Below are 20,996 nucleotides of genomic sequence, written 5' to 3' on the forward strand. Positions count from 1 at the left end.
ACCCTTGTTAGATGTCTGACCGAAGTTCTTGTACATGAAGTTATAACCTGAGCTTGAAGAAATCTTGCTCAGCATCAGAAGGTCTTTGGTAGTGTTCCAATATAAATCCAAGTTACCGTTGATACGGCTGTTGAAGAATCCGAAGTCGAAACCGAGGTTACGGGTGATAGTAGTCTCCCACTTCAGGTCATTGTTTGACTTTGAGTTTCCGAGTTCCATCACAGTTCCCATCTCGCCACCGAAATATGGCTCTTTCAGTTTGCTGTAGTCGTTAGGGAAAGAGAATGGCTGATAGATGCTGCCAGAAGGGATACGGTTATTACCGGCCTCACCATAGCTCAGACGGAGCTTCAAGTTAGAAAGCCAGTCAACAGACTTCATGAAGTTCTCCTCGCTGATACGCCATCCGAGGGCTACAGCAGGGAAGAAGCCCCAACGGTTGCCAGAAGCGAACTTGCTTGAACCGTCGGCACGGAATGTAGCTGTCAAAAGATATTTGTCGGCATAGGTATAGTTCACACGTCCGAAGAAAGACGCCATATTGTCCTTGGCACCGATTCTGTTGGCGTTAGGCTGAGCCTCGCCAGCACCCTGGTGGGCGAGTACCTCACCGATAGAGAAATCTGTAGGGAAATTGATTGTAGAAGAATAATAATCCTTCTGCAATGAGCTTGACCACTCCTGACCAACCAACACATTCAAACGGTCGCCCTTTGCGAAGGCATCCTTGGTATCGTATGTCAGGGTGTTGGCGTTACGCCAGTTGCGCACGTCTGTGCGGGAGAACTTAGACTTTGGAGCACCGGCACCTGTATTGTCGCTACGTGTAGCGAGCTTGTCCCAAGCCTGGTCAGTATTTTCAAATCTCCATGTGAAACCTAATTCAGAGCGGAAAGTGAAATGCTTGAACGGCTTCCAGTTCAAACCTGCATTGTAGTCCTGACGGAAACGACGCTGCTGCTTGTAAGTACCGCTCATACGGTCGTATGGATTGATATCGGTATTTGACGACTCGTCAGCATCGTCATCACTTGATGCGTTAAGTGGTTCAACAGGACGGTATGTGATTGCCTTGTTGATGATTGAGTTTGAGGCGCTTGCGTCGTTGGTATCGCCACCTGAGTTAAGACCGTCGACTACAGAATATGCCAAACGGGCATTGAAGTCGAGTGTCAACCATTTGTTCAACTTGCTGTTCAACTTGGCATTAACGTTGTTCTTGCTGAAGTTTGAACCCATCATGATGCTCTTGTCGTCGGTACGAGAATAGCTGACGTTGAACTTTGTCTCCTTGGAGCCACCGCTTACAGATATGTTGTAAATCTGCTGCAGACCGGTTCTGCCGAAGAGCTCATCCTGCCAGTTGCGACCGGTAACAGACTTCCAGATATCCATATCTCTCCAGTCACCATACTCCTGCTCCTTGCCATACTGAGTCTCATACTGATACTTGGCATAGTCGTATGGAGAGAGGACGTCGAGTTCCTTCATCACCTTGCGCACACCGAGAGAAGCGCTGAAGTTCACCTGTACTTTGCCTTCCTTACCGCTCTTGGTAGTAACGATTACAACACCGTTGGCACCACGTGCACCATAGATAGCCGTTGAAGAAGCATCCTTCAACACGTCGATGCTCTCGATATCGTTAGGCGCAATGTCGCTGATTGAGCTGACAGGGAACCCGTCAACGATGTAGAGAGGAGAGTTGTCCTGAGAAAGAGAACCACCACCACGCACACGAATCTTCACATCGGCATCTGGTGAACCTTCTGTTGTAGTAACAGTCACACCAGCCATCTTACCCTGGATAGCCTCAGAGGCTGTAGATACAGGGATGTTTGCCAAATCCTTGGCGCTGACAGAAGTGACAGAACCGGTAAGGTCCTTTTTCTTCACCGTACCGTAACCGATTACAACGACATCATTCAAGGTTGTCGCTTCGTCCTCCATTACGATGTTAACACTGCTCTTGCCGCTAACATTGACAGTAGCAGTCTTCATACCGATGTATGAAACTGTAATCTGTTTGCCACCGGAAAGTTTGATGGAGAAGTTACCGTCAAGATCGGTAACAGCCATGTTCTTGGCTCCTTTCTCCTGGATGGTAGCTCCGATGATCGGCTCACCAGTGCTATCCTTCACATTTCCTTTTAGCGACTGCGCTGACAGACTGCCTACGAAGAACAGCATAAGCGCAATAAGTCCTAGTCGAAAAGTTTTTAAATTACCAAACATAGTTTTTACTAATAAAAATAAAATAATTAAAAAGATATTGCAAAGTTACAATTTTTCAAAATATAAACAACATAAAGAGGTGTCAAACTTCACTTAATGCGTTAAAAACTCCACAAACCATATATATTTCAATGGCAAACAACTTGTTTTGCAATGAAAACATAAGGCAAAAGGAGCGCACACCAAAAGAAGATGCGCGCACCCTTAAATATTTATACCAATGAAAAACTTCTATAAATTACTTCACGATTTTAGTCGTTTTCATGCTGCCGTCATTCATTTTCTGAACCATGATGAGCACACCACGCTGACTGCCGTCGACACGCACACCCTGGAGGTCATAGAACATTGTAGATACAACATTCTCGCCATCCACTTTCATGCTGTTGATGCCTGTGGTAGTTGTTGAACCTCCACCGAAGCCTCCCATTGCATTTGCGGCACGCACGAGATAATCGGCAGCTTTCTTGCCCTCGGCAACCGTCCATGATGTTGACGATGTCATGCCAACGAACAGCTCATCGCAGAACACTGCATATGCCTTAGCTCCTTCGGATGCAGCCCATGTAATGGTGTTGCCTTCGGATGCCAAGAGACCGAGTCCCACCTGTGCGCAGTCTGCATCAGGAGTCCATGTAGGGAACACTTTGTCAAGAGCATACTCAGCTGCCTGGTCAGCAGTGAGGATTGTCTCCATCTCGTTTACTTTATTGTCCTTTGTGAACTTCAGCACGTTAGAAGCAGGAGAAATCACATTGCCCTGGGCATCCATAGTGTTATACTCTACGAATTTGTCGGCAGGAACGTTCATTCCACCAACAGTGAAACGGTCCTTGATAATCATGTCTGGCTGAAGAAGAGTTGTGTTCAAGTATGCCAGACGAGGTGTTCCTCCCCACGCACGACCATAGTTGAAGGTCTCTGCATAGTTGTCTACAACACATTCGTTCATCACGTAGCCCCATTTTGAACCGTCTGTATAAGGAGCTGCTATAGTACAACCACCCTTACCATCGGCACTACGTTTCTCAACAACGAACTTACACCTATTATAATATACATCGCCACCACCGCAGAGGAAGTCAACAGTACCATGGATTTCTGAGTCTTCCCAATAATACTTACCTCCATTGTTGTTGCTATAGTATGTATCCTGATAAGAAAGCATCTTCACATTCTTGCAGATGGTTCCGTCACCCTTGTCCTGCAGACAAACCGCACGACCGGCAGAACCAGAACTGTAGTAGTCAAGTGCGTTCTGAAGAGTCAGGTCCTGTATATATAGATTCTTTCCTGTAACATAGAGAGTCGCTGTTGTTCCGATTCCCTCGTTCTTCACATCCGGAGCATTCTTGATGATGGTCTTGTCCATGCTCTGACCGATGATAGAGATATTGTTTCCAGAAACAGCGGTCAGCGCAACCTTACCGAGGTCGTATGTTCCGTTTGGCAGGAAGATACATGTGCGCTCAGTAGCGCTGCTGTTTGCATTGGCAAGATCGAGCATAGTGAGGAAGATGCCGCCGTTGCCTGGCTGGCAGACATAATATCCGAGTTCGTTCTTCTCAGTTGAAGCGTCACCAAGGTTGGCAACAACGAGCTTGTGCATATACATGCCACCATCGGCAACGAGAGTAAGAGTTCCTGGCTCACCGGTATATTCGATGCTCTGCATCACACCGTCATTGCTCTTGTCGAGAGCGATCGAAGCGACCTCTGTTTCACCGTTCATGAGTTTCAGGTTAGCAGCACCGCTATATTTGCAGCCTGTAACGAAGATGAGAGAGTGACGGCCAGAGAGGATATCAATCTTATCGCCGTCGCTGAACGACCAGCCATGCTGCTTGTCGTGGAAAGCTCCACCTGTAGGACAGAAGCCTTCATGGTCTTCTGCATAGAAATATGGATCTGCGAGATTATAAGTATAGCGGTTTACGTCGCTTGTCACTTCAATGTCGGTTGCCACAGCGTAAAGGCTGGTAGGACCAGTCACGATGTCAGCAGTAGTATATTTGCGTCCGCCATCGCTCTTTACGAACCATCCGCGGAACGCCTTTCCGTCGGTAACGATTACGCCGTCGCCGTTTCTCAAGGTTGCTATTGGAGAATCCTTCTCCACCTGCTGAACAGCCTCAAGCACAGTTCCGTCTGTATTATAATATGTCAAGGTATAGTCTGGCTTGAATGCCACTGTCAGTTTATATGTCACAGTCTTGTCGCCTGCAGCCACCACCACGGTAACGACAGTACTGTTGTCATCCCCCTTATTATATTCAATGCTCTTGATTTCTCCATTGTCTGGAGTTCCGAACACTACAGGGTTGGCAGTCTCGTCTACCATATGCTCCTTCTTTGAAATCTCGACGGTAGCACACATGTCGCCGTCTGCGTTTTCCTCACAGATATCAGCAGTCTGGTAATCAACTCCGTTGATTGTCACCTTGCCCAAAGCCGGAGTCTTCGAGAGGTCAACGAGTCCGTAGATGGCAAGTTCGAGAAGATATGCATTCTGGTTTGTTGTGATATTCTCAAAACGCAGTTTACAGTTTGTCTTGTTCACGTCAACATCAACATCGCATCCCGATGCCGGGTTGGCAACAGTGCTTGACACTACCACCCAGTCTGCATCACCGTCACCTTTGGCCAGGAGTTTCCATCCGCGGTTGCCACCTGTAGCACCATGACGGAAATGAACCTTAGTGACAGATGCCAAAGCCGAAGTCTCTATATATGGAGTCTCGCTCTTGGCAGCCATCAGCATACCGCCGTTCCAATCAGGGAATTTACTGGTATTGAAGTTTGTGGCACCAATCTGGGTATTGAAAACAGAGAAGGTAAGAGACTCATGACTGTATTTGGTATTCCATACCGCTGTAGTCACCTGTTTGTCGTCAGCCTTTGTCTCGTAAGCTCCCCAATCAGAGAAATCGGTGCTGTAGAGTTCTTTTGTAGCGATGGCTGAAACGAAAGTCACCTGCACTCCATAAAGATAACCACTATCAGTAGCCTTTATCTCTACATATCCTTTAGCCACTTCATCGGTTGTGGCGCGATGCTCGTTCACATCGGCTGTTGCTGTCACACCGCCAACGGTGTAACCACGATAATTGGGATAGTTCTCCACTACTACGATGTCGCGGGTTGACTTTACCGGCACCTGCAGAATCGTGCCACTGTTGAACTGTGCGTTGTTTCTGCCGATACAATAGAGTTTGCCGTTGGTGGCATCTACATGCATCGACACGCCTTCAACTGTGGAAGGAATGTCAACTGTGGTCTTCTGATAGTTCGTAGTTTCCTGGATGCCTGCCGGCAGGTCGTTCTTGAAGTCCCATTTTGCAGTCACGTCACCCTGTGCCTTAACCGATACGGCAGACAACAAGGCAATGACGCAAAAAGTCAATGTCCTTAGAAAATTGTTCATGCTTTGATATAGATTAGTTCGTTTATTATGGCAAAGTTAACTCATTTATTGGATATTTACAAATAAAGCTAAAAAAAAACATCCCATTCATTGTAAAAAAAACAATGAACAGGATATTTATAGAGACATTTACATTTTCTTACTTGTTATTTTACCACGACCTTCAGACTTTCTTTCAGGTTCTTGCCATTGACTTTCAGTATTATCATACCATTTGACTTTGGTAGATAAATGCTTGTGTTGGTACCGTTGAAGTCGTGTTTGCCCAGGAGCATCCCGTCGGCATCGTAAGCGCTGATGACGAATTGGTCTTTTGCCTGTGCACCGTCAACACTTACTATCACCTGACCGTTGAAAGCCTGCACGAGACGAACCTTCTTGCCGTTGCTCTCGCTGTTCTGAATATAGCCAATGCCGTTGGTGGCGGAACCGAATGCTACAGATTTGCTCTTCAAGCCAAGTTCAAAAGCACCGAGGTCTGGTGCGGCGCCAGCATAGCGTATTGCCGGTATTCTGACGTTTTGTGAAGCATATTTTGTATTTTCGTCCACCACGGTGCCCTTGTCCACGAGCAGGGCATTGCCTTCCACGGGATGTGCCCAAGTGATGTTGTCCCACTGCAAATCGCCATTGGCGTCACGATCGGCAATAAGTTCTGCATAATTGTCTTCGTTTACCACATTCGACGGATCAACACTAAGGTCTGTCGTAACGAGGGTGCCGACAGAAATCTGGGTTCTTCCATATTTCGTGCTTTTCTCGCCAAGCTTAGTAGGGTCTTCATGATGTGTGTCCGTCTTCAGGTTGTCGTTGATGGATATACAGTTTGTTGCCACCAGCTCATGACCTGCCGCTATATCCTCATAGGCTCTATACGAATATGATTTCTTGAGCGTAAGACCGTCTACGCTTTTCAGAGCATAGCCCGTACAGTTGTTCATGATGATGTCGCCTGAGTTATGGTTCTGGTCGAATCCTTTGTTCACATTGTTTACTGCGATGCAGCGGTTCAAAACCACGTTCATCGCTCCCTGGTCTGAGCCACACTTGAATCCGTTACCGTTTCCTTCAGTCAAGACACCATTGATAATAGCGTTTTCGTAAGCGAGACAGTTTTCAAACACTATCGTGACATTGTCCTTGAAGCCTCCGCTTTTCTTGAAGAACACGTCGTAGCCGTCGTCTGAATTGTTGTATGCACGGCAGCCATAGAAATAATTTCCTGTTCCCACGGAAATCTTCGGTGCGAAACCGTCGGCATCACCATCTCCTTCGTCCTTGTTTTCAAAAGCGTCGCAGTTGAGGATATAGTTATAGGCTCCGAGATTCTTTATCTGAACGCCCGTATCACCGTTTCTATAGAATTTGCAATCTTCAATGATGTTGTCGTGGGCATCCTGTGTCCTGTTCTGGATGTCGGTTGACGAACCGCCGGTCGGCTTGTTGCGCTCGATGAGCAGTCCGTTGTCACTGGCATTTGTCACGTCAACATGATAGAAATGCCAGTAAGACGAGGTGAGGCGTATTCCCTGGTATGGGTTGTCGCTATGCGAATGGTACGGATGGTCGCAGTTAATCACGGCGCGTCCGTCGAGGCAGACCAGCGAATTGTAATTGTCTGCCGTACCATTGCGGTCGTTGATGTTTATGCGTGCCGTAGGACGGTATTCTCCGGCTGCGAGACAGATTGTTGTTCCTGGATCCACAGCTTTGTCTATGGCAAGCTGAATGCTGGCAAGTGCCGTCTCCGGTGTCAGTCCGTCGTTGGCGTCGCTTCCCGTCGGTGAGACATAGATCTTTGGTCCTGATCCCAACTTTGCCGTTGCTATGGGTGCATCTCCCGTCATATAGTCGAGACCTGGTGTCTGGTCGTTCGGATTGTCGGGGTTGTCGGGCGATGTACCACCGCCTCCTCCTATGGTTTCCTCATCGCCGACGGCAAGGCTATAGATATACATTCCTCCTGTGATGCCTACCACTACGTCGCCATCAGCAACTATCTTACCGCTGCCCTGCTGATGTTCTTTTCCTGTAGAGGCAGGGAACGTGCCTTCAAGATTGACAAGAGCAAGCGAACGGGTTGACGACTTGTTAGAAGTGCAGTATTCTATCTTCACCATCTCTCCCGCCTTGCGGTTGGGAATCACGAGCGAAGACGCATCGCCGAGCCACAACGCACCGGTGCTGCCGCCAAGTCTCAAATTACCATTGTCATTGGCAGTAATCGTGAAAGTCAATCCCTTAGCTACATCAAGTTCCGTATCGTTGGCCTTCACTGGCGCATTGTCCATGGCGAGAACATAGCAATAACGACTCTTTGAATCTTTCTTCCAGTTTGCATCACCGGAAATCAAACTTACATCAGCCTGCGAGACAGAGGTAAACGACCACGACCGATTGTCTGATTCTACATCTTGTGCAGAAAGTGTGGCACAAGACATTACCGTGGCTACAAGAGCCCATAATTGTTTCATAGGATAAGTATTAATGTTAGTAGATTACTATATATATTGTTTTCTTTCATCTTGTCACTCCAAGATGTATGATCAGCATTGCAAATATAGTAAAATACAGACAATCTTATTCCAATGTAAGGCAAGTTATCGACGTAAACGTTTACGCCCAAATTATCAATTCCAACAATCCATAATTGCCGATATATGTAAAAGGCCGGATAGTGTGCAAAGGGGCAAAGGAGCCCCTTTCCCTTAGTATTTGTTCCGTATTCTCATCCTATTTCCGCTTGCGGCGGAAATAAAGCAGGTAACCTGTCACAGGCAGCGAAGCTCCGATGAGACTGACCACGAAAGTGATGATCTTCGTTATCATTCCTCCCCACGAACCGATGTGGAGTTGATGGAAGACCTGCATCATCTCCGTTCCCTTCGGCACAAGTTTCAGACCGAAGCCCAAGCCTGTTAAGGCGAGAAGCATCAGCCAAAGGAGTGCCCACCAGCCAAGACTGACATGAAGGTCGAACAGGCGGCGCTTGCCTCCCTTGCCCCACTCCACCTTGAAGCGCTGACACAGCTGCTTGCCGTTTTGGGGCAGGAATACGAATATTCCGCTTATCAGTATAAAGACAAACAACAATGTGGTGTAGGTGACAATAATCTTGCCCACCGGTCCCATCATGAGTCCGGTGTGGAATTTGGTGACATAGGAGAAGAAGTCTCTCTTTGTAGTAGTACCGTATGGTGCATCCTTGGTAGGAGGTATGGTCTTCAATGCGCCCTTACCAATGACGTCATCCTTTGCAGAAGGTGACGGATGGCATTTTTCTCTCGAAGAACACTTGTCGCATCCGTCGGGAGAACATTGGTGGGGAGCTGCTGCCTTTTCCTTTCGGAAAGAAGCTGTCGCGTCTTTTGCGCCTTTTCCCTTTATGGCATTGTCTGTTTTTCCTCCTTTGTCGCCCTTGGCGTGCGGAGCAACGACTCTTGGCATTCCGAGAGCATTCCTTATCTCATTCTTGAACACGAGGGTGGCTCCCGACAGGCAGATAAGCATTATGATAACGCCCAAGGGCAATGAAAGCCACAGATGGATTTTCAGAAGTATTTTCTTTGTCATAGATGTCCTTTTTATCAAAACAGCACAAGGAGAGCAGAGAACCAAAACATGATGATTCTGCCACTCTCCTTAGCATAACGTAAAAATGTCTGTTTTATTTTGCGAAATTCACCTTTAGTCCTACTACAAGCATTCTGCCCGGTGAATAGAGGGCAACTTTCTGCGAAGGAGTGTCAATGCGATGGTCGTTCTTGTCGAAGATATTGTCGATGCCGATGCTTGGAACGAGCTTGAACATCCTGCCCACCGTGAAGGTATGGGTGGTGTTCAGATTTATGAACCCATGGCGTTAGGGGTGAACGACACCTGGGGCATGAGCTTTGTCAGCACATCCTGGAAGTCTGTCGCTCCTGTTTCCTTGATTGCTTTCTGCGAAAGCACATGCACGGGTGTCGTGGTGGACTTCAGCAGCTGATGGTGACCGTTTCCTGTTACCACCACCGGGTTGAGGTCTATTGACTTGCGAATGTCGTTGTCGCCATCCGTTCCATCATATACATTACTTGCCACGGCATTTACGCAGCCCAATGAAGCGGCTACGGCAAAAAGTAGAATTCTGTTGTTCATTTAGTTATATTTGATGTTTCCTTATCGTATTTGTTTATTACCCATTTTAAAGTCTGAATCCAATCAATCCCCAATGACCGGTTTGGGTAAAAAAAAGACTAATACCTACCTGTTGGCGGAATTAATTTAGTGCATACTTAATTCTGCCAATGGGCTTGTCGTTAATGAAGTTTACGTATTGCAGAATGGTAAGTGCACTAATTTTGCCAATGATTCTGGCAAACAAACCATTCGTTATTTTCGCGTAGTTCCTGATGACCAAGAACTGGTCTGTAAGTTGTGAGAATATTGTCTCAATCCTCTTTCTTGCCTTTGCAAACGGAATGAATGTCGGTTTCCAGTCATTTTGGTTGAGCCGATACGGACACTCCAGTCTTATGTGTGCGGTTTCGAACAAGTCAAGTTGTACGTCAGCTCCAATATACCCTTTGTCACCATAGATGCTACAGTCTGCCGTTTTCTTCCTGCGGTCATTGAACTGTCTCCTTGATATGAGATTGGGAATGTTGTCCTTGTATTCTTGCAATTTATAGTCGAATAACCACTTCTCACTATCAATGTTCTCGGTCTCTGCTGTCAGGGATAGCGCCACCACTTCCAAATCCGAAAACTTGGGAACAAGACCACGACGTGGAACATTACCCGATTCATTGACGAGATATTCAGAGAATTGCTTGCATATCTCAAGTATTTTGACGAATTTTGTATAAAGGTTGTACATACGATGGTTTGAACTTAATGTTTTGAGCACCACTAAGTTACTAAAAATCAACGATATGTACAACTTTTTACTCATATTTATCAACTTAAATTAATTCCGCCAACGGGTATCTTTACTTTAAATATTTTCTGCCATCAGTATCTTCAAGAATCTTCATCTGCTGGATGGCAATTCGATTTAGTTTGATCAGTCGTTCATACTGTGGTATACCGTCATTGATGAACACAGCATTGAGGTTCTCCATGTTCGATAGGCAAATGAGTTCATTGATACTGGCGTAGTCACGGATATTTCCTTTCTTGTTGGGATTCAGTTCTCGCCATTGTCTTGCTGTCATTCCGAACATGGCAATGTTGAGTACATCCGCTTCGTCGGCATACTTCATGGCAGCTTGCTCACGTGTAACCTCCGCAGGTATGAGATTTGCTTTGATAGCATCCGTGTGAATGCGGTAGTTTATCTTGGACAGTTCACGCTTGGCAGACCACCCTATCTGTTTTTGTTCCTCTCCTTTCAGTCGTTGAAATTCCTTTATCAAGTATAACTCAAATTCAACAGAAACCCAACTTGCAAACTTAAAGGCTATATCCCTCTGGGCATAAGTTCCGCCGTTCGCTCCACTTTTGCAAATAATACCAACTGCATTAGTGAGTTCCACCCAACGAGTTGGACTCATTGTAAAGGCATTTGAGCCAGCCTCCTTCAAAAGGGGGTCGAATTCGACCCCTTTAAAATTAGGGTTGTTCAGCTGCTCCCAAAGCCCAAGATATTCCAATGTATTTTTAGAACGTAACCAATTCTTTACCACATCTTTTGGCTCTATTGGATTCTTTTGTCTTGCAATATCTGTGATACAAATATAATCAACTCCATTTTTGGATAGAGTCTTTATTGTTTGATTCTTTACTATTATTTTTGCCATGATTTTATACTTCTCATTACATTATCTCTATATGATTTGGTCGTAATTATATAGAAACAGTTATTATGCTACATCTTCGTCACATATTTGTGGCTGCAAATACTTTCCAAAAGGCACATTGAATAGTCCTTTCTTGTTTACACGATACAAGCCATTGAAGCAAGTACGATTCAAAAAGAAGAATTTTGTTGTATTCTCTATCGGATCAAGATTCTTTTCATTGTAACGTTGGCGTACAGTCATGAACATCTCACGTTTGGCCTCCATATCTGGCAAAGCGTAATATTCTGCTTGTATGTCACGCAAAGCAGGTATCAACTCTTCCACATAGTCACGTACAGTTCGATAGCAAGTAATCAAGTCTGAATTGATGTCATTGATTACGGCATGTTTGATATTTGGATGCTGTTGCAGCATATAGAACAACATAGCCCCACCGCCAACGAATGGCTCTATGTATGTAGCATTATCCCAATTATCAAAGTCAGCTGGGAGTTTGGCTTCCAGTTGTTCAATGAGTTGACCTTTTCCGCCAACCCATTTGATGAATGGTTTTGCTTTTGTATTCATTATTAATGTCATTTTTTACTTACCATGTCGTATGGCACATGTTTATAAAGCATATTCTCATTTTCTACCAAAATATCATAAGATGGGATTCTGGGGCGTTCGAATGTTCCGTTAGCATCAAAAATAGAAACTACTCCTTCTTTTTGTATTTCGTTCAATGTAAACACCACTTCATCGCCAACTTTGTATAATGATGATTCGTTCATTTTTTTTGTTTGTCTTTCGTCTGCCATCATTCTACACGAATATACTTCGGCTCTTCCTTGGTGGATACGAGTAGTTCTCTCACATCCACGTCAAGCGCCTTGGACACTTCCACAAGCGTATCAAGGCTGGGCTGCGAGACATTTGTACACCATTTACTTACTGTTGCTGGGTCTTTGCCAAGTTCCCCAGCTAACCACTTTGCGGTTTTCTTCTTTTCTACAAGTATTACCTTGATTCGGTTTATATCTTTGTTTGCCATCAGAACAAATTTATTGTACACAGCAAAGATAAATAATATCTATGTAAAAGAAGAATAAAATCAAATGATTTATGCTATAATAATTGCGTTTTACATCAATTTTCCAACAAAACGAGACAAAGCAGCCATCTCGGCTGAAGTGGAATATCGCAACCATCCATTTCGGAATGGTAGTGAGTTGCATAAACAAGTTGCAAGTGTTGCCCACTGGCTTTGTGGCATGTCCGGCAAGAACAGTCTGTTGCTTGTTGGCGGTTGCGGCAATGGCAAAACAACCTTTGTCTATGCCATGCAAAACCTCGTCAATCATTTGGGCATCAAGTATCAAGCGACAGGTCAGGACTTCGGCATCAGCCTCTACAATGCCAAAGACCTTGCCAACATCTGCAAAATGCATCCCAAAGACTGGCGGTCACTCATGGACAAGGACATCCTGGCAATAGATGACCTTGGTACCGAGCCTCGCGAAATCATCGAATACGGCAATGTGCTCAGTCCCATCATCGACCTCATCTCCTACCGCTATGAACACCAACTGCCGACTATCATCACCTCCAACCTCACCCCTCAACAAATCTCAGAAGTGTACGGCAAGCGTATCGGTGACCGATTGAAAGAGACAACCGAGATTGTTCCTTTCTTGAATGGCTCATACAGAGGCTAAGAAACAATAATTGTTCATAAATGTCAAGCCAATGCTCAATGCGCACCTCACATAAGATGCACAAAGAACACTGGCTTTTACTTTTCCAACGAGCTATCTTGATGCCGCTAAAACAACGATTTTAAAAATCGGTAAGCCTAATTACCGGTTTTTGAAAACCGCATCAGGCTGCCTCTCCAAAAGGAGTTCTTGTACAAGTCAAGCATCCTCGGAGTTCCTCGGCTGATCGCCTTCGGGGAGCAAGCTCTGGCAGATTTTTCACATTGATTTGACACACTCATCATACACCGCTAACCCTTTCACGGTCAGAAGATATTTCTGGCGAGGATGATGTGGAGAGTTCGGATAAAGCAAACGTACATATCCCTCACTAATAGCCGGCTTCAGATAAAGCTTTTGAAAATTGTCTCTTCCCTTTAATTCCAAAGCATTCATCATACTCTTCACAGATAACTCTTGATTTCCAATTACAATAATCAGCCGTTTGATATTGGCATTATCCGTGGATAGCTTGTCCTGTACTTGACCCGTACTTGACCCGTGCTTATACTCTTCTTGCTGATTGTTTGTTCCACCTTCAAGATTCTGCTGCACTTTCCATTCGTCTGTTGCATGGATGTGAAGGTAACGGTTACGCAAATCCCATTTATCTCCCAACAACAGATTTCGGAAGAAACGTTCCAAATATACAGAGGTATAATCAATTCCTTTCAGAGCATTCTTATAATTTGCACGAACCAAGGCATTACGGAAATACCATGAGTGCCGAGCAAAAAGACTATTATCTACTTTGAAGCCTATTGATCGAAGATAGAGTATTGTGAATACAGCCGTCGTCCTAGTATTGCCTTCGCAGAAAGCATGAATCTGCCACAGACCAGAAACAAATCGAGTGATGTGTTCCACCATGGCGTCAGGTGATATTCCTTTATAGCTAAACTCCTTCTCATGACTGATATCATAGTCAATAGCTCTTCTCAAATCCTCCCAGTTCAGGTAGTTTACGGTATCACCGTCAAGTACCCATTCACGCTTGGTTATATCATAGTCACGCAGTTTTCCTGCATGCTTGAATACACCATCAAAGACTCTCCGATGAACAGAGATATAACCACCTGTACTAAAATCCAATGTCTGCGACGAAAGAATCTTAGTGATATTAGCCGAGACCTTATCCGCCTCTTGCTTCTCGTCATCATCAGGTTCACGCAGAGTTTTCGACTGATAATAACTATTTATCAGTTCACGAGCCTCATCAATATCGATCTCGCCCTCTATGTGTTTACATGCCGTAGCCTTCAGATAATCAGAAGTCTGCAACCCATCCACAGCCTGCAATCCGATTGCCGTCTGCCAAATGGAGGCTTTCTCCTTCTGACTTGGCTCGCCTTGACAGATGTATTCATCGAAGTCGGTGTAATGTTGTTTGATATCACCCATACAGAATGTCCTTTAATTTAAATCTCATAGATTGAGTTCTCCACATTTCCACACCTATAGACCTGGAAATTTAAACATATCCATCAGTTGTTGTATTAAAGTTTCGGATCTATGCTTAATATTTTCGATAGTCCATGCGTCCAACTTGGCTATTTCGTTGTTAATGTCAAGTCCATTCTTGTAACCAATAAACCGCTTGCCATCTTTACTCTGACGGTCACGTTTCTCCAAGAAAGACTTGTTGCCCAATGTGCTGTTATAGCCCGTAATTGTCAGATTACCTATCTTATGTGTGTATTCGTTTAGATACTTTCTTGCAAGTTCTGTATCTCCACTTGCAACCATATCTACCCAACTTTGTGGTATATTCTCTCCTTCAGGGAAGATATGCTCAATAGTCCATACATACACATTCTTCGGAGTACGAGCCCAAAGGTCAGTCCATGTTTCTTGTGTCATGGCAGACTCTGCAAGTTTGCAAAGCATATATCGAGCAGCACCAACATTTTCCTTATAAATGTCTCCTTGCAGACTTTTTTCGAACATTTCGTCTGTTGCACAATTATTCGCTGTACCCAATAACTTTATGATAGTATTGGTTACTTCTTTGCCTTTGGGCATTTCATCCTCTATATGGGCAATAATGTCCATGAAAATACGTGTAAGGTCACGAGTGCTTGGGTAGTCCGTAACATTACGTCTGACAAAATACTTATTCAACAACTCAATCAATGCGTTGATATCAGAGTCAGTCAATTCAAGTTCCGATTTATGCTTCAATATATACATCAGAAGGAGATAAGAAGGTGCACCTTGAATGTGGTCAAGGTCTTCCAAGTTCTTTCTGTATGGATTTTCGTCTTGTTCTTGCAGTATTAACCACGAATAATATTGTCCGCATTTTAGAATGTCTGTAAGAAACGAATTGAGATCTTTATTTATCAGTTTCTCAAAGATATTGAGCAAATTAGATTTTGTCGCAACTACTCCAAGAGGATCTTTCTTTCTGTCGTTATCGCTACGGAAAGGATCGTTCAAAGTACGTTTAAATGCATTGTAATACTGACGGAAGAAACGTTCTTGGGTTCCATAGTCATCCGAAAGATACGCCAAAAGTTGCTGCCAACGATTGAAGCAATCGTCCGTTGTGAGATGACTGTATTCTGCCCTTGCCATAATGAGATTTTTCATCAAGTCGATGGCTGTAAGTGGTGTTCCTCGATTGTTTAGCGACTCAAACAACACATAAGCATCCGAATGAGTGGACACCTCCATCTTAACAAGCATTGCCTGCTTCAGTTTGTCAAACTTGTCCAAAAGAAATGATACTTTTTCTTCTGGTGTCATATTCTCCATTTCTTTGTCCATTAGCCAAAGGAAATGTTGATAGCAACGTGACACTTTACGCACGCCAAAATATGGGTGTTTCGTTGATGCCGACTTCTTCAAACCAAGTTCAGACATGATGAAATTGTAATCTTCCAAATTGTTGTTCTGAACTTGAGGCACCAACTTCATTTCATTTGGAGACAGACCGCTTTTCAACGACTTTCGCAATGCCGGAAGAATATCCTCGTCATCTTCATCCATGAAGGCTTTATAATCCCTCAAGCGGGTATAGATTGCAGCTAAAAACAGACTAACAGTAGTAAGTCTTTGTTGTCCATCAATCACTTCCATATATGGGTTAATCGAATCACCCAAAGGAATACAGATGATAGAACCGATAAAATATTCGGGATTGTTCTCGCTGATATCGTCATAGAGAGCATCCCATTCTCTGTAACTCCATGTATATTCACGCTGATACTTCGGAATGGAATAGTAGAACTTTCCATCCGAAGCGAATATCTCATAGATATGGTATTTGTTTACGCTTTGTATCATAGTTCACTTATTTGTATATATTAAACTTAACTCAAGTAATGCTCTATCACTGATCTTTTACGATTTGTGCAACCTCTCATTACCTCTTGAGCCAAATCTATTTGCCTTTTGTATTCATAAATTTTATCTACTATTTGCTGCTGCTCTACAAGAGATATTGAAGGAATCTCATATCGCATAATGTTTTCTTTATTGCCTCTTGGCATTTTCATGCCCCTTACATCAGTCATTACGAAATCAAAGAATCGCTGACGAGCCAAACATGGTAAACATATTCTGGCAGATGATCACGAGAATCAAGTCTTATGACTAATACATCAGGACTATCACCACCTGAGCATCATGTCGAGCTAGATGCGAGTGGAGTGACCATTGCCCTCCATGAAACGATGGCATACGTTAATCTCAACATACTTTTCTGTAATATGCTCAAAAGTCTTCGGGCATCTTCTCCACGGCAGCGAGAGCCGCTTCAAGATACAGCGAGTTGGCAAAGCGGAGGCCTCCTTAAGCTATATTCTTATCACGAATTACACCGGAAAATGGGTACAAACCCTCAAACAAATATTGCGTATCTGCTGAATACCTGCTGTTGTACCGACTGGTATTTTGTCTATATCGCCCGACTCAAATAGACGGTGAGCGTTGTCTAACGGCTTTTCGCCAATTTCTTTTGTTGTCATAAATTAATTGAATCATGTTCTATTGGTTAGGCGATATATTTAGAAGTTTCTCCGCCTCTATCTCAATCCGGCTTTTCTTCGTCTGCACAATGAGAGAGCGGACATCCACATCAAGAGCGTCTGCCACTTGAACAAGCGTTTCGAGGCTTGGTTGCGAATAGTTGGTACACCATTTACTCACTGTTGCAGGATCTTTACCCAATTGGTCTGCCAACCACTTAGCAGTTCGTTTGTTTTCTACCAATACTATTTTTATGCGATTGATGTCTTTCCTTGCCATATCTTTTAATTTATTTCATATGCAAAGATAAAAACATTCTATGAAAATAACGAAAGACTATGGAAATAGTTGCCTAAATTATTGCGTTTTACATCTATTTAAGCACAAAACAGTAGCATTTCAAATTTTTACAATGACTATTCCTAAAATTAGTTGACAGAATTGGATGCGATTAACTAATTAGGTTTACTACTTTTATTCAGTTCTCTGTTTTACTTTACAAGTTCTGTTAGTTGAACTGATTTGTTTTACAAGATTTCATCAGTAAACTGATTTGCTTTACTACCTTCTCGCATTCCAATTGCAAAGTTAATGATTATTCCTTTGATTAGTGCAAGAAATAAAAATATTTCGTAATTTTGCTGTCAGAAGCCGAAGAGGAAGCGAGCCCTGCTGAGGAGCAACTCGCCAGCAATAGGTTTCTGCATCACACTGAAATAGTGGTATGGGCGTTGTCTTTCGGGGCAGCGCCCATTATTTTAGGAGATGCTGTATGGCTAAGAAAAACCTATCAGCTGCCTGTGGCAGCAGGTCTGTTCCATGGATTGCACCAACACCTTTTTTGTTCTCCAACTTCTGTATGTACCGTTTCGGGAGTCTTGTATCCAATGCTCATATGCGGACGTTCTGTATTATAGAAACGTATGATACGAGTCAGTTCTTCCTTACAATTCTCTATTGACGGTATGCTCATCTTGTAGAGCCATTCTGTTTTGATGATGCCATTGGCGCGTTCTGCAATGGCATTTTCGAGAGGATCACCGCTTTGGGTCATGCTTATCATTATATTATGTGCCTTTAGCTCCTTAACGTATGCAGCACTACAGTACTGGCTTCCTCTATCAGAATGATGGATGAGACGGGATGCTGTTTCATCGTCAATTGTTGCCAGTGCCATACGCAGTGCCTCCAATGGGTATATGGTTTCCAAGGTCGGTCCTACTGCCCATCCCACAATCTTATGAGAATAGGCATCCGTGATAAGCGACAAGTAACACACACCCTCAGTTGTTTCTATGTACGTTATGTCACTGACCCATATTTCGTTAGGTCGCATGGGAACCACATCCTTTATCAAGTTGTCATACTTGTGGTAATGATGACTGGAGTCAGTTGTCTTGTAGTGACGACGTCTTTTCAACTGCACCATCAATCCATTGGCACGGAGCAATTCTATGAACGCATCTCGTCCAGGCATACGATCAGTGGATTCAAACAAGCGTTTGACGATGAGGTATAGTTTGGCACAACCAAGTCCAGGGTTAGCCTTACGGTATTCTCTGGCCTTCTCCACTATCATGGTTTCTAAGGCATTATCGACAAAGTCATTGTCTGGATCTTCACGGTTGTAGAACGACTGTCTGCTATAACCAAACAGCCTGCAAAGGGTATTCATCGATGCTGGTGAAGACTCTTCGCGGAGCAGACTTACTGTTTGGTGCCAGATTTTTTTCTTATTGGAATATTGAATCGTTCTTCTGCAAGGTTAATCATTGTGTCGTAGGCATGGGCACGTAGTTTCTCTAGTTCTGCCTCTTTTCTTGCTTTCTTGAGCTCTGCTTTCAATTCTCTGATCTGCTCGTCTTTACTTTTGTTTGCCATAGTGTCATCGTTGTTCTCCTGCAAAGATACTAAACGATTTTCAGAAAGATAACGACCTACCCAAGAAAACAGCACCTGAATGTTGGAAATATGATGTTTCTCAACTAATTCCTCAGGCGTATTCTCGCCTTTAAGGAAATCAAGTGCAGCAAGTACTCGATCTTCTTCATCATGAATGTAGCGAGTGGATTCTACCCATACCCATTCATACTGACCTGTCGCTTCATTTAGGACACGATCTCTTTCACGTTTTACTTTTGTTCTCATACACTTTTGTTTTAGGCATCCAAAAGTGTCAAGTTTTTTTAGGGTAAGTCACAATCTTATTTCTACCATTTCCTTCCCTTTTCTCACTGATTATAACTATCTTTGCCATATCAGAGCTACCGCAAAATAGCACAAAGAAGAAGCGTGGTACGACAGGATACACGCAACGGCTGAGTATCAAGGATTTGAACATTCCGAGAATGTTCGGCTAAATGTTGAAATTTCGTCCGTACCGATTAAAGTGCAATGCGCTTGATTATCAAGGATGTGAAGATAATCCGCAGAAAAGTATCATAGTATCATTCTCGGGCTTTCAGCAAGTACCCAAAGCCCTACAAATCAATAAGTTAAGGACAATGATACTTTTCCGGTTATTTTACAGAAAAGTATCACTAAAGTATCATCGAAGTATCATTGCCAATTGGCACATCTGAATATTCCCCACGGCGTGGGGAATGAAACCCCACATAAGGGGGATTGATTCCCCACGCCGTGGGGGAAATCCGAAGCCTATGCTTTGCTCATCAAAAAAAATAGTTTACGATATCTCAACCACGTGGTTTCGCTTCTCTCCATCTTTTCCTCTTTTCAGGAAAAGGAGAAGACTGACACTATCGCCTACTGTCAAAGACTGGCGCATCTTGTCGTCGGCAACGGCAGAAAGACGGGCAAAGCCTTCTTCCGCCAGGGTGCCTTCCGGAGTGTCGGCGATTGGAGATGTTATGCGATAGCGCAGATAACCTTCGTCGGTATTCATATATGTTATCTCCGCCTTCATCGTTCCGAAGGCCTTCAAGCCTTCGTCATGAGGCAGGACAGTAGAGATTATGGCACTCTTGAACTTGTCTACTGCCGGTATGACAGGCGAGAAGACCACGAAATCCTGCTGCTTGACCATAAGTGCGGGTTTCTCTGCCACGAAATGTCGCGACAATGAATCGTATATATGATAATGACCGTGACCCATATCCACACCGCCTACATAACCTACCACGGACGGAAACGCGTCAGCAATGTTTTTCTCTGACACCACTATTTCGTCTGCCCTCTCATTGCCTTCCTTCGACACCCTTACCGACACGGAATACATCCGTCCCTGTATCTCCCACGGTTTGCATGGAAAAAGGTGGCTGCTCGCCACAAGTTCCATACCGTCTGAAGCCACAAGCTTGGCGAAGTAGCGACGCTTGCCGTTCATCTGCTTCTCAAACACCTTGACGGCTACCATATCCTTGATGCCGTCAACGGGATGGGGCATCTCGCTCTGATGATGGAGGGCATACGACTGGAGTCTGCGCTCCACACGCTGCATGAGCGAAGGATAGCTGCGGCCGTCCTTTCCCGTCTGCCTCTGCTTGTCTTCTTCGCGCAGATATCTGTCGTAACCCCACATCTGCAGAAACTGCGGAAACTGGAAGTCGGCATACTCCGAACTGATCTTCACGGCGATGCCGAGAACACACGAATGCACCAGCGACGGACGGTCTACCGGCAGCTTGAGATATGCCACCAAAAGCATGCGCACCTGATGCGAGCCCATAGTGGTATAGTTGTTCTGCAAATAACGGTATATTTGCCATGCCGTGTCAACGGGATGACTGACTGCGGTCTCAAGCGAAGCCAGCAGTTCATCCCATGAGCTGATAGTATCGGAGTCTTTCATAATATAGCGGTTTTAAAATATTGTTATGTAAG

At 44.3% G+C, this 20,996-nt stretch carries 17 protein-coding genes and 1 pseudogene; 1 reads left to right on the forward strand and 17 read right to left on the reverse strand.

All coding sequences use genetic code 11. The annotated features are described in order from the left end of the window. From CCC32_RS11420 to CCC32_RS11470, 11 genes and pseudogenes are all read right to left on the reverse strand, one after another. A partial coding sequence (locus tag CCC32_RS11420) for a SusC/RagA family TonB-linked outer membrane protein (RefSeq protein WP_287074636.1) occupies positions 1–2,235 on the reverse strand: 2,235 nt, incomplete at its 3' end. Between the two features lie 238 nt (positions 2,236–2,473). Continuing rightward, positions 2,474–5,659: a pectinesterase family protein gene (locus CCC32_RS11425; protein ID WP_287074638.1), complete on the reverse strand. Its 3,186-nt coding sequence runs from the start codon at positions 5,657–5,659 to the stop codon at positions 2,474–2,476. A 146-nt stretch (positions 5,660–5,805) separates the two neighbouring features. Next, positions 5,806–8,133: a right-handed parallel beta-helix repeat-containing protein gene (locus tag CCC32_RS11430; RefSeq protein WP_082030909.1), complete on the reverse strand. Its 2,328-nt coding sequence runs from the start codon at positions 8,131–8,133 to the stop codon at positions 5,806–5,808. A gap of 259 nt (positions 8,134–8,392) precedes the next feature. Next, positions 8,393–9,232, reverse strand: coding sequence for a PepSY-associated TM helix domain-containing protein (locus tag CCC32_RS11435; RefSeq protein ID WP_287074640.1), 840 nt, complete (start codon positions 9,230–9,232; stop codon positions 8,393–8,395). A gap of 94 nt (positions 9,233–9,326) precedes the next feature. Beyond that, on the reverse strand, positions 9,327–9,470 hold the full coding sequence (locus tag CCC32_RS11440; RefSeq protein ID WP_287074643.1) for a hypothetical protein: 144 nt from the start codon (positions 9,468–9,470) through the stop codon (positions 9,327–9,329). Between the two features lie 35 nt (positions 9,471–9,505). Beyond that, positions 9,506–9,799, reverse strand: a complete 294-nt coding sequence (locus CCC32_RS11445; RefSeq protein ID WP_022316014.1) for a TonB-dependent receptor plug domain-containing protein — start codon at positions 9,797–9,799, stop codon at positions 9,506–9,508. A 121-nt stretch (positions 9,800–9,920) separates the two neighbouring features. After that, entirely contained in the window at positions 9,921–10,595 is a 675-nt protein-coding gene (locus CCC32_RS11450; protein ID WP_287074646.1) for a transposase, read from the reverse strand. A gap of 37 nt (positions 10,596–10,632) precedes the next feature. After that, positions 10,633–11,442, reverse strand: a complete 810-nt coding sequence (locus CCC32_RS11455) for a KilA-N domain-containing protein (protein WP_287074649.1) — start codon at positions 11,440–11,442, stop codon at positions 10,633–10,635. Positions 11,443–11,514: 72 nt separating this feature from the next. Beyond that, a pseudogene (locus tag CCC32_RS11460) lies at positions 11,515–12,012 on the reverse strand (DNA adenine methylase); the annotation flags it as partial. 8 nt (positions 12,013–12,020) lie between these two features. Then, positions 12,021–12,218, reverse strand: coding sequence for a hypothetical protein (locus CCC32_RS11465; protein ID WP_022315633.1), 198 nt, complete (start codon positions 12,216–12,218; stop codon positions 12,021–12,023). Between the two features lie 26 nt (positions 12,219–12,244). Next, positions 12,245–12,481, reverse strand: coding sequence for a helix-turn-helix transcriptional regulator (locus CCC32_RS11470; protein ID WP_278816538.1), 237 nt, complete (start codon positions 12,479–12,481; stop codon positions 12,245–12,247). 61 nt (positions 12,482–12,542) lie between these two features. Between CCC32_RS11470 and CCC32_RS11475 the strand changes: the two genes are divergently transcribed. Further along, positions 12,543–13,142: an ATP-binding protein gene (locus tag CCC32_RS11475; RefSeq protein WP_502705624.1), complete on the forward strand. Its 600-nt coding sequence runs from the start codon at positions 12,543–12,545 to the stop codon at positions 13,140–13,142. 258 nt (positions 13,143–13,400) lie between these two features. Here the strand turns inward: CCC32_RS11475 and CCC32_RS11480 are convergent, their stop codons facing one another. The 6 genes from CCC32_RS11480 to CCC32_RS11505 all read right to left on the reverse strand — a co-directional run bounded on the left by CCC32_RS11480 (position 13,401) and on the right by CCC32_RS11505 (position 20,964). Then, entirely contained in the window at positions 13,401–14,582 is a 1,182-nt protein-coding gene (locus CCC32_RS11480) for a Fic family protein (RefSeq protein ID WP_287074654.1), read from the reverse strand. 54 nt (positions 14,583–14,636) lie between these two features. Further along, entirely contained in the window at positions 14,637–16,469 is a 1,833-nt protein-coding gene (locus CCC32_RS11485) for a DUF262 domain-containing protein (RefSeq protein WP_287074656.1), read from the reverse strand. A gap of 702 nt (positions 16,470–17,171) precedes the next feature. After that, complete coding sequence (locus tag CCC32_RS11490; RefSeq protein WP_287074658.1) at positions 17,172–17,432, reverse strand: helix-turn-helix transcriptional regulator; 261 nt, start codon at positions 17,430–17,432, stop codon at positions 17,172–17,174. A 511-nt stretch (positions 17,433–17,943) separates the two neighbouring features. Further along, complete coding sequence (locus CCC32_RS11495; RefSeq protein WP_287074660.1) at positions 17,944–18,828, reverse strand: IS3 family transposase; 885 nt, start codon at positions 18,826–18,828, stop codon at positions 17,944–17,946. A 32-nt stretch (positions 18,829–18,860) separates the two neighbouring features. Next, positions 18,861–19,301, reverse strand: coding sequence for a hypothetical protein (locus CCC32_RS11500; protein WP_052484576.1), 441 nt, complete (start codon positions 19,299–19,301; stop codon positions 18,861–18,863). A gap of 538 nt (positions 19,302–19,839) precedes the next feature. Further along, complete coding sequence (locus CCC32_RS11505; RefSeq protein WP_287074662.1) at positions 19,840–20,964, reverse strand: hypothetical protein; 1,125 nt, start codon at positions 20,962–20,964, stop codon at positions 19,840–19,842. Positions 20,965–20,996: the final 32 nt, after the last annotated feature.

It is taken from the genome of Prevotella sp. LMAG:51, assembly GCF_008680225.1.
Lineage (GTDB): Bacteria > Bacteroidota > Bacteroidia > Bacteroidales > Bacteroidaceae > Prevotella > Prevotella pectinovora.